Origin of the sequence: Methanosarcina spelaei, assembly GCF_002287235.1 — an archaeon.
GTDB classification, from domain to species: domain Archaea; phylum Halobacteriota; class Methanosarcinia; order Methanosarcinales; family Methanosarcinaceae; genus Methanosarcina; species Methanosarcina spelaei.
The window spans coordinates 1-10,794 of record NZ_LMVP01000069.1 but is presented as its reverse complement, the minus strand read 5'-3'; the positions used below and the strand labels follow the sequence as shown (position 1 = coordinate 10,794).

The 10,794-nt window shown below is 38.7% G+C and carries 7 protein-coding genes; 3 read left to right on the top strand and 4 right to left on the bottom strand.

Annotated features, from left to right (window positions below; translation table 11 throughout):
- The first annotated feature begins 78 nt into the window (after nucleotides 1-78).
- On the top strand, nucleotides 79-501 hold the full coding sequence (locus ASJ81_RS05325; RefSeq protein ID WP_095643584.1) for a response regulator: 423 nt from the start codon (nucleotides 79-81) through the stop codon (nucleotides 499-501).
- Nucleotides 502-655: 154 nt separating this feature from the next.
- Here the strand turns inward: ASJ81_RS05325 and thiI are convergent, their stop codons facing one another.
- Nucleotides 656-1,966: a tRNA uracil 4-sulfurtransferase ThiI gene (thiI, locus tag ASJ81_RS05320; RefSeq protein WP_245859835.1), complete on the bottom strand. Its 1,311-nt coding sequence runs from the start codon at nucleotides 1,964-1,966 to the stop codon at nucleotides 656-658.
- A gap of 255 nt (nucleotides 1,967-2,221) precedes the next feature.
- Nucleotides 2,222-5,665 carry a tetratricopeptide repeat protein gene (locus tag ASJ81_RS05315; RefSeq protein ID WP_095643582.1) on the bottom strand — a complete coding sequence of 1,148 codons (3,444 nt, stop codon included), beginning with the start codon at nucleotides 5,663-5,665 and terminating at the stop codon, nucleotides 2,222-2,224.
- Nucleotides 5,666-6,121: 456 nt separating this feature from the next.
- On the opposite strand from ASJ81_RS05315, the gene ASJ81_RS05310 reads away from it, so the two are divergent.
- Complete coding sequence (locus tag ASJ81_RS05310) at nucleotides 6,122-6,946, top strand: HD domain-containing protein (RefSeq protein WP_095643581.1); 825 nt, start codon at nucleotides 6,122-6,124, stop codon at nucleotides 6,944-6,946.
- Between the two features lie 152 nt (nucleotides 6,947-7,098).
- Here the strand turns inward: ASJ81_RS05310 and ASJ81_RS22060 are convergent, their stop codons facing one another.
- Both ASJ81_RS22060 and ASJ81_RS05305 read right to left on the bottom strand, forming a co-directional pair.
- A complete protein-coding gene (locus ASJ81_RS22060) occupies nucleotides 7,099-7,275 on the bottom strand; it encodes a hypothetical protein (RefSeq protein WP_245859833.1) in 177 nt (58 codons plus the stop codon).
- 344 nt (nucleotides 7,276-7,619) lie between these two features.
- Nucleotides 7,620-8,369, bottom strand: a complete 750-nt coding sequence (locus tag ASJ81_RS05305) for a Nif3-like dinuclear metal center hexameric protein (protein WP_095643580.1) — start codon at nucleotides 8,367-8,369, stop codon at nucleotides 7,620-7,622.
- A gap of 446 nt (nucleotides 8,370-8,815) precedes the next feature.
- Here ASJ81_RS05305 and ASJ81_RS05300 point away from each other — a divergent pair, with 446 nt between their 5' ends.
- The gene (locus ASJ81_RS05300; protein ID WP_095643579.1) at nucleotides 8,816-10,411 is read left to right on the top strand and encodes a BatD family protein; all 1,596 of its coding nucleotides are present in this window, start codon (nucleotides 8,816-8,818) and stop codon (nucleotides 10,409-10,411) included.
- The last annotated feature ends 383 nt before the right edge of the window (nucleotides 10,412-10,794 follow it).

The window sequence follows — 10,794 nt, the reverse complement described above, 5'->3', positions numbered from 1 at the left end:
CCCCAACCTAAAGGTTGGGGTATTCGTGACCCTCTGCGCTCCCTTGTAATAAAAATGGATGAAAAAATGGACGAAAAAGTGGACAAAACAAAAATTCTAGTTGTAGAAGACCAGGCTATTGTGGCTTTAAATATTAAAATTCGGCTGAAGAATCTGGGGTATGCAGTCCCTAGCACTGCGGTCTCAGGGGAAGAAGCAATAAAAGAAGCTGAGATTACAAACGCTGACCTGGTTTTAATGGATATTATGCTAAAAGGAGATATGGATGGAATTGAAGCTGCCCGAATTATTAAATCACGCTTTGGAATACCCATAATTTACCTTACTGCCTGTACGGATTTTGAGACCCTTGAACGAGCAAAGCTAACAGATCCAGAGGGATATATTTCGAAGCCCTTCAAAGAAGAAGACCTATGCAAAAACATAGAGACTGCTCTTCTTAAAAACCGGTCAAAAAAGAAAAATAAGAGAGTTTTTAGAATTAAAGATAAAAGTTATTAAATTTAATTGAAGATATTAAATTTAATTGAAGATATTAAATTTAATTGAAGGTAAATTTAATTGAAGGTAAAGTTAATTGAAGGTATTAAAGTTAATTAAAGATATTAAAGTTAATTGAAATTACTAAAAACAATATAAAGAGTCATCACCTTTTTCAGAATTTAAGAATCTTTGCTGCTTTCATAGCATTGAGAACCATGGTTTCGACATCCATTTTTTGTTCTTCAAGTACAACAAGATCATAATTTGCTCCAATTTCAGGCTTCTCAGGCACAGCAGTGCAGCTGCCTGCGGGTTGACTTGAAATATCATAGGTTCCGATTTTGCGGGCAATATCTATTATCTCTGTTTTATCAAAAGCTATTAAAGGATGATAAATAGGGATAGCAAGCTGATAGATTTCAGCATACATATTGGCAGCAGTCTGGGAAGCTACCTGTCCCAGGGAAGAACCGGTAATAATTCCACTTGCACCTTCTTTTTTCATAACCTCATAAGCTTCTCGGTACATCATGCGTTTGCAGAGAAGACAGGTATTTTTTCGTTTACATATGTCTATAAAGGCTTTGAGATTAGGACCATGAGGAATCTCATAAGTTGTAAATTGATGCCCTGGAGCCCACTTCTGGAGCTGACGAATACATTCAAAAGCGCGTTCTCTTGCGGCATTCTCGGCATAGGGTGAAGTGTTGCAGTATACGGGAATAATCATAACTCCGCGTTTCATCATAAGCCAGGCTGCAACTGGGGAGTCAAGCCCGCCGGACATTAAAATAACCATGCTTCCTTGGGTGCCGAGAGGAAGACCACCAACTCCATTAAACGTTTCCAGGTAAATGTAAGCAAAATTTTGCCGCATTTCCACGAAAATTTCCTTATCAGGAGAACTCAGGTCAACTCTGGGATGCTTCCCTTTATTTTCCAGAGCACTCCAGACGGCATCCCCGCAGGTTCTGCCTATGTCCACTGAAGAAAAAGGATGATTTCCGCTTCTTCTGGCCCTTACGGCAAAAGATTCGCCTTCTAAAACCAGGTCCTTAGCCAGGGTAGCACATACAATGGCTGCACTCTCAAGGGTAGGTTCAGTCGTCAATGCAGGAGAAGTAGAGACAATCCCAAAAACATCAGCAGCTGCTTCAGCCACATGGAAATCCGTAGTGTCAATAAATATTCGGCCCCATTCCCGCCGTATCTGGGAATATGGAATATCTCGAGAATCCAACATTGCCGCAATATTCTTCATAAGAATTTTCTCATACCAGTTCCGGACTCCTGTACTTTTAAGGGCAAGTTCACCATACCGAACTATGACTACATTAGATGGAACTTCAGACCTTAAAGAAGAAGGATCGGAACCAGAGTTATCTGGATTTTCGATATAATCTTCCGGTTTATTCTTGCTTTCTCTCGAGCTATGGGTATCAGCCTTAGGCTTTACTTCGATCTCATTGGAATTGTCTGTCATGGATGCTAATGTTAGGATGGCATGAAGTTTAAAACTTTCAGGATAAAGAATTTGATTTTCAGAAGTGAGAGGGTTAATAAGTCAGAAGAAAAAGTTAATAAAAGTTATGGACCAGCTGAAAAAAGTTAATAAGCCAGGGCAAGTAACATAAAAATATAAAGGAAAATCGTACCAGTATGCATTTGACTGCATACCGGAAAAGATTTCTGGGTTTCAATTTTCCGGAATTCGAGTTTAACCGGATTCCGGAATACTTCACTCTTCACTACTATTTGCTCTTCCCTCATCAGGTTCGGGAACATACCAGTAACCTGGGTCTTCACTTTTCCATCCCTCGTCAAGCTCAGTATAGTTCCCGTTTTCCGATCCATCATCAAGCTCAGTATAGTTCCCGTTTTCCGGTCCCTCATCAAGCTCAGTATAGTTACTGCTATTGTATTCCGGACTGTAGGAAGGATCAGTTATCTTTCCTGATTGAGAAAGCTCAGTCATGTTTGCACTTACATTTCCTGAAATATTCTCTTCTCCTCCATACCATCTTGAAGGTAGAGAGTAACTCAGAGTGCTGTCATAATACTCAGGAAGGAAGAACTTAGTTCCTCTTTTCTGTAGAGCGTCCACAAAACCAGGATCGATTTCGTCCAGTTTTGCCTTGCATACAGCAGCCTCATCTAGTTTCTTTAGAGTGTAAAGAGCAAAACGTTTGTTGTAAAGAGCTGAAGCTGAGTTCGGGTTAATTGCAAGGATCCTGTCATAACATGTAACTGCTTCTTCAGTTTCTCCCATCATATTGTGGATGTATCCTTTGTTATACCAGGCTGTAATACAATCAGGTTTAAGCCCTATTGTTTTGTTGAAACAATTAAGAGATGCTTTATTGCTGCTTAACGTAAGATAGGTGCAGCCCTGGAAATACAAGGCTGTAACATTATCTGGACTATATTCCAGAGCCTTATTGTAACAGTCAATAGCTTGCTGGTATTCTTCCAGCTTGTAGAGCACAAAGCCCTTTTTATTGTAGGCGTCCACATTTCCAGGGTCCAGTTCAAGAATTCTGTCATAACAGCCTACTGCTCCCTCAAAGTCTCCGCTGTTTTCCAGGGCTTTTCCCTGTTTGTAAATAATCTCCCTGTCATCCGGCGAGATTTCAAGCATTCTCTCATAACATGCGGCAGTTTCCTCATACCTGCCAAGTGCTCCCAGTAAAGAAGCTTTTTCGGCCATGACCAAGGAGTTTTCAGGCTGAAGCTTAATTATTCTATCGTAATCTGACAGTGCTTCATCGGATTTATTGGATTTCGATAGAGCAAGAGCCCGACTTCGGAGAGCCTCAATGTTTTCAGGCTCAGAGTTAAGAAGTGTAGTGTAACAGGAGATTGCCTCATCATACCTGCTCAGATTAGAGAGGGCAAGACCTTTCCCAAGGAGGGCATCTGAATTGCTGGAGTTTAGAGCAAGCAACTGGTCATAGTAATTGACTGCTTCTTCAAGCTTTCCAAGATCGCCTACAGTAGAGGCTATCCCATATAGGGCTCTACTTGACTGTGGGTCAAGATCCAGGGCTTTCTTGTAGCATTCCAGAGCTTCTTCACTTCTGTTTAACCTATCAAGTATCAAGCCTTCTTCATACCAGGCCTCGGCACGTGAAGGATTAATTGCAAGCACCATATCATAAGAAGTAAGTGCATCGTCGTACATTCCTAGTTTACTGTAGATAGAGGCTTTTCCAGACCATGCAGTATCGTAACTGATCTCGGGGCTAAAAAGATTCAAATCTTCGGCAGGCTCGACACGGCCTTCTGAGTTCATGTATTCATAGTTCAGAAGATAAGCCCAGAAACCTCCAGAAAGCACCTGGGCAGGATTGGCATCTGTACTATTGTTTTTAACTTGCTCTGATATTGGAGTTATTGAGTCCTGTTCCATGCTTTTGTTCAACTTAAAGCGTGCAGCCGAATACTCGGGATCTATCATAAGAGTCTGGTTATAGCATTTTGAAGCTTCTTCATGCTTTCCGAGTTCATCAAGAACAAGCCCTTTATTGTACCAGGCAGCTGCAATGCTGGGTACAGCCTCAAGAACTTTGTTGTAACATATAAGCGAGCTTTCACATTTTCCAAGTTTCGCCAGGGCGAAAGCCTTACCAGACCAGGCAAGTGTATAGTTTTCTTCAATATCGAGAGCTTTATCATAGCTTTCTACTGCATCTTTGTAGTCTTTGATTCTTGAAGAGTCTAAGCCTTTCTGGTACCATACTTTAGCATACCCGTAGTCCAGTTTCAGAGCTTGATCATAGCATTCAACTGCTTCTTCATACTTGCCAAGCTTTTCAAGGTCCATGCCTTTCATATACCAGACAACAGCATGCTCGGACTCGGTTTCAAGAACCTTATCATAACACTCAATCGCAGAATCGTACTTTTCAAGCTTATCAAAAGATAAGGCTTTCTCGTACCATATCTTAACTGTGGGTGACTTAAATTCAGGATTTAACGGATAAGACGGAAGTGCAACTTCGTAAACACTTAGCTGTTCAAGCGAATCACTTCCGATTTCCTCAACCTGAATCCCTGTGTCCGGGTTAAGCGCTTTATCATAGCACACTATTGCAGCGTCATATTGGCCTGTTTTATTAAGTAGAGAGCCTTTACTATACCAGGCCTCGGAATTACCAGGATTGTAAACCAGAACTTCATCATAGCATTTCAGAGCTTCTTCGTTTCTTCCAAGCTTCTCAAGGCATACACCCTTCCTCTGTAAAACATCAAGATTTTCAGGTTCTGACAGAAGAACAAATTCATAGCAAGTAAGCGCCTCATCATAAATTGCCATTTTTTCAAGGTTAATACCTTTATTATACCAGGCATCCACAATATCCGGATTAAAAGAAATTGCCTTGTCATAACAATCTATTGCAGTTTCGTAATCACCGGACTTATCAAGAACTACTCCTTTTTGATACCAGAGTTCACCATTGTCAGGCGTGATATTAAGAGCGCTGTCAAAGCATTTAATTGCCTCAGGATACTTCTCAAGTCCGATGTAAGCCATTCCCTTCATCCGCAGAGAGTTGGAAGAATTGGAGTTAAGTTCAATAGATTTGTCATAAGAGTTCAGAGTTTCCTGATCAAGACCCAGCTGCTCAGAAGCAAGAGCTTTTCGATACCACACTGTGGCGAGATAGGTATCGGCTGCAAAACTTTTGTCGTAGCAGTTAACGGCCTCAACATATTTTTTTAGCTCAAGCTGTTTGTTGCCCTTATCATACCAGTTTTCGGAAGAAACCGGAAAGGTCAAAAGAGCTTGATGATAACAATTAACTGCTTCGGCATTCTTTCCTAGTTCGGCCAGAGAACGTCCTTTTCCGTACCAGGCCAAAGAGGAATTAGAATCAATCTTAAGTGCTTCATTATAGCAGTTCATAGATAGTTGATATTTTTTAAGGGAGTATAGCGTATTCCCCTTGTCAATAAGACCTTCTACAGAAGCTGGGCGCTGTGCCATTATCTCAGAGAGATCAGGACTTACTTCAGTCTTTTCATTAACATCGGTCACATTAGTTTTTTCATCATATTCTACAGCCAGTTCCTGACCTGTGATGGCTCCTGCCACAGGTAAAAAACCTGAAAAGAAATATAACATTAAAGCAAGGAGAATATAAGAACTGACAATCAAATTACCTTTTCTAACTGAGCTCATTAAATACCCCGGTTTATTCTAATGAGTTCTTGTGGAGACTTTTCACAAAGAGTCTCACACTGTCACTGTATTCACTGTTCTGTACGGTTTCTATACCTACATAAGCGTGAGTGATTAAAGAATAAAAGTAACTAGATAATATATTTTTGCTCCCCCAATGAATAATTTAGTTAGTATCAAAAGTCAGTCATATGCATTACAACTTAATTTTAGAAGTTATCCCATATAAAATTTGTGCAGCATAAAAAGACCCTCTGAATTGTTAGTATACTTAACGCAGTATATTATTGTTACAGAAAGAATAAATCGTAAAATAGAAAACATTCCGACAGTAAAATAAGATTTTTGACAGTAAAATAGAATTAATGATAAAAATACAGTCATTGATAGAGATATATCTCAAAGTCCCAGTAGATATACGAAAAGATTATACATTGGAACTCCTATTGCAAAAGCATGCAGAAGGAAGAACTGGATTTCTTCAAAAAATGGTTTCTGGATTACGTAGACCAATTTTCCTCTCCGGAAGCTTTTATTCAGGAAAATATTGATTTGAAAATCGAACATACGTCAAGAGTCTGTGAAAACATACTCTTACTCGCTAAAGCTGAAAACTTGGAGAAAAAAGGCTCCAGGCTGGCCGAAACAATAGCTTTATTTCATGATTTGGGTCGTTTTGAGCAGTTTACGAAATACAGAACGTTCAATGACCTGGAATCTGAAAATCATGCCCTACTTGGGGTAAAAATACTGGAAAATGCCGAAATTCTTACCATTCTATCTCAGAAAGAGAAAGATTTAATTCTTAAAGCTGTGGAATATCATAATTGCATGGCAATTCCCGAATGCACAGAAACTTCCAGTGAATTCCTCTTTTATTTGAAATTGATTCGGGATGCCGATAAACTGGATATCCTGAAGCTTGTTAGTGAAGACTACGAAAAAGAAGAGGAATTCAGGAACCCAGCTCTTGAATTCGATATGCCCGATACGCCCGGATGTTCGGAAAAAATAGTTGTTGATATCCTGAATAACAGAATGGCAAAGCTTGTAGATGCCAAAAATCTGAATGATATTAAACTCCTTCGCCTGAGCTGGATTTTTGACATTAATTTTCCTGAGGCTTTTAGCCTTCTTAGAGAACGTGGTTATCTTAAGACAATTCTGTATTCAATATCAGAAATCGAAGAAGTGCAGGTAGTACGCAAACATATTGATAGCTATTTGAATGCAATTGAAACCAGGTCCAGAAACAAAGCTATGAAAATGGATATCAGCTAAGTCAATAAGCATTAAAGAGTATAGATCGGGTTAAACCGAAACGTTAATAAGTGTTAGATAAACTGAATAAAAGAGAGAAGAGATAATGTATAAAAATTATAAACGCGATTCATTAGAAAAGGAAATCCACTCAGAACTCATTAAATGTTGGTTTACTCCATGTATCTTCTACGATATTCATTGCCCAAACTGCGCCGATAATCCGAACGAACCTGATTTCTTAACTGTTCTTCAAGCATTGATTCCAGGGAATCTTCTTTAATATTTTTCTCTATATTTATATCCTTTTCCTCTAAACCCGATATACTTTGACTCTTTTTCTCTGTCATACTAAAATCATCCCTGGTTCACTTAGATAATATACATATACATTTTGCTGTAATCTACACTTTCATTTAAGTTTATTCTCAATTATCTTTTAGAATATTAGTTTAATTAAATATTACTAGTATCAAGTCAATTGTCAAGGATTCAATGATTCCTAATAACTGCACTCGATTTTATACGACATTTTGTGTTTGACTCGACACTAGCAGGATTAAGAATTATTTTAGTTAAATATTAGTTTAAGTTAGAGTGTTATCTTAAACTAAAACATTGTTTTAAATTAGAGCGTTATTTTAATCAGGATTTTTTGGACCTTTCATTATTGAGCCAGAATCTTGAAAGATGTTCAGGTTTTATCAACTACCTTGATTCCTGAAGGCTGTTCAATAAACTCCACTTCGAGCCCGGAAATTTCACGCAGCCTGGAACATAAAGCCTCCATACCTGGATTTTCCGTGGCATAATGAGTAGCATCAATAAGACAGAGTTCCTCATACTCACGGATAATGTTATGCTTAAGTTCGGAAGATATGAAAGCATCGACTCTATTTGCCCTTGCAATTTCAAGGAACTCAGTAGTAAAGCCACTGCCACCAATGACCATTACCCTCCTTATTTCCTCTTTTTCCCCAACATATATTACAGGAGTTTGCAAGGTCTCCGAAACATGAGACGCCAGTTCAGCCGAAGTACAGGGTTCGACCTCTCCTATTCTGCCAGTTTCCACATTTTCGAGATTCTTTAGTCCAAGCCTTGCAGCAAGCACATTATTAATGCCCCCTTCAGCCCTATCATAGTTTGTATGCATGCTGTAAAGGGATATTCCGTTATCAAGAGCAAGCCTGAGGGATTCAGCAAGGGATTTTGAGACTTTGTTTATCGGATGGAAGATGAGGGTATGATGGGTAACCAGAAGATTTGCTTCCATTTCTGTAGCTTTCTTAAGCACATAAGAATTGGCATCGAGAGCAACTGCAATTCTTTCTATATTATTTTCCAGGTTGAGAATTAGTCCGATCCGGCCTTCATCAAAATCTTCAGCAAGTTCAGGCGGTGCGATTTCTTCGAGAATTTCTACGACCTTTATAAGTTCCATGAAAAACCTCCGATATCGGAAGGAATTACTATTTTTTGATTAAATTATGAGACTTATGAGACTTCCTTTCCTGATTCTTTAGGATACACAGCCTTAAAAAGAAAACAACTCTGATATAAGAAGTTTATTAGAGAGGAAAACAGTACAAAAAATTAAATACCTTATACCAAGATAATTTATAGAGTTTAGTAAAAGTTCTTATCGTGTAATGAAATTAGAGCTACTAAATTAATAAAATTAGAAAAATGCAAATCATAAGGGAGTGCTGGGGCAAAACCGATGCATAGAGTAGTAAAATACGGCTGATTCAATAGTAAATAGACATTTATTAATTATGTATAATTTATAGTCGTAAATTTAAAGAGCTGTAGCCATTTCAGGAACTCAAAATGCATGCTTCCAGTGCGTAGATTAAGTAAAAGATATCAAATTCAAGGAAGATGATTATGGCTAAGAAGCTTGCACTGATGGCATTACTTGCCGTTTTCTTCGTTTCGGCTTTTTCAGTAACTGCTTTTGCGGAAGAAGACATCGAGTGGGTAGAGAAACAGGATGGAACAACACTGTACTGGGGGGATACGGTAACAGTTAATGGCTATGATATAAAGGCAGAAGATTTCAACGATGACAACCAGGTTTTTATTTCAATCTCTAAAGACGGAGAAAAACTGAAGACTTCTCCACTTTCCGTAGGCCTGGAAGTCGTATATGATGACAGGATAAAGGTTTATGCCCAGGAAGTGGACCCTAATTATGAGACTATCGAGAAAAACGGAAAGAAATTCAAAACCGGAAACTGGAACCCTTATGCTAAACTGGATATCCTTATAAAAGGAGAACCAAGATTTGACATAGAAGTTGAAACTAAAAAAGATACATATGACTCGAAATCTACCGGGGACAGCGCAATCGATGTCTCGATAAAGATTAAAAATGAAGGAGATGCAAAAGCTGAAAACACCATTCTAACTATAGACACAGCCGGAATGGAAGTTCTTAAAGGAAAAACAAAATACACGTTTGGTCAAGTCTTTAAAGACGAAACTCTTGAACCTGTAAACCTTACGTTGAAAGCTCCCAAACCGTGGGAAGATACTGACCTTAATGTAACTGCAAAAGTTACCTGCGAGGACGTAAGGGATGAGAAGTATGAAGACATAGGCTTCAAAGTCATAAAAATAGAAAAAAAATGGGGTCTCGTTATTTCAAAAGTTATTACAAAAAATAATCATATGGGAAAACCTATCCGTGTCTCGGTTAACGTCCGGAACGAAGGACTGTGTGACCTGGATAATATTATACTTAAGGATTCGGTGGCTCCAGAAACGCACCTTCAGAAAGACATGGTGCTCGAGAAGACCCTTTCCCTTAAATCTGGAGAATTAACTGAAAAAGTTTTTGAGTACACCCTGATTCCTGATAAACCAGGAGAATTCACCTTCCCAAAAGCGACGGCTAACTTTACCCTGCCAAACGGGCAGAATGGGGAAGCGGGTTCCAATAACTCGGAAAATATAAAAATTTACGGACCAGAAATTTCAGTCACAAAAACCATTGACCGTCAGCAACTGAATTCAGGAGATAAACTGACTGTAACGATCACTGTAAGAAACACCGGAAATGTTGGTTCAAGTGTGACAGTAACCGACACCGTACCTCCGGAAGCTAAACTAATAAGCGGGGAAACCAGTTTCAAGCAAATTCTCGAAAGCAATGGTGATTCAAAAACAGTAAGTTATATCCTGCAGATGCATAAAGAAGGGGAAATTCGTCTGCCTGCATGCAAAGCAAGTTTTCTCGACCTTGATGAATACTCAGGAGAAGTTATTTCGGATACTCCTGTTGTTTATGTAGGAGTACCAATTTCTCTTGAAGGTAGCAGCGAGCAGCCGGAAGGGAAAACGGACTCAAATCAGGAAAAAAATGATTCCTCAGTTATGGCGCAAGATGAAGAATCTGAAGATACTCCCGGGTTCGGCCCTGTTCTTGCCATAGCAGGCTTTCTCGTAGTTGCAGGCATTCTGGGAAGAAGACGTACCTGAGAAGCTTAAAACGAATGTTTTGAACGCTCTGGATTTCTAGGGCATTCACCTCTTATTTTCAATAGAATTTACTGAAAAAACTTCTTGTCATCACTTTTTTCCATCACTTTCAGTTACTTATTCACTATTTCCATACCTATTATTTCCATATTTATTAATAAAAATAGAAATTATTTTATGGTGTAATTCTTGACTGTTTCAAAAGCAATAAGTTAATATAAACCCATTTTTACCTTGAAACTCATTTGGATAAAAAAATAAAAATTTAATATAAAGAAAAAGTTAATGTTCTTATTAGTTTTCAAATGAAAAAAGAATTTTTTGAAGCAAAATCAAATTGCGTGCGGCCACCCCACCCTAAAGGATGGGGTATGCTTCGGGCC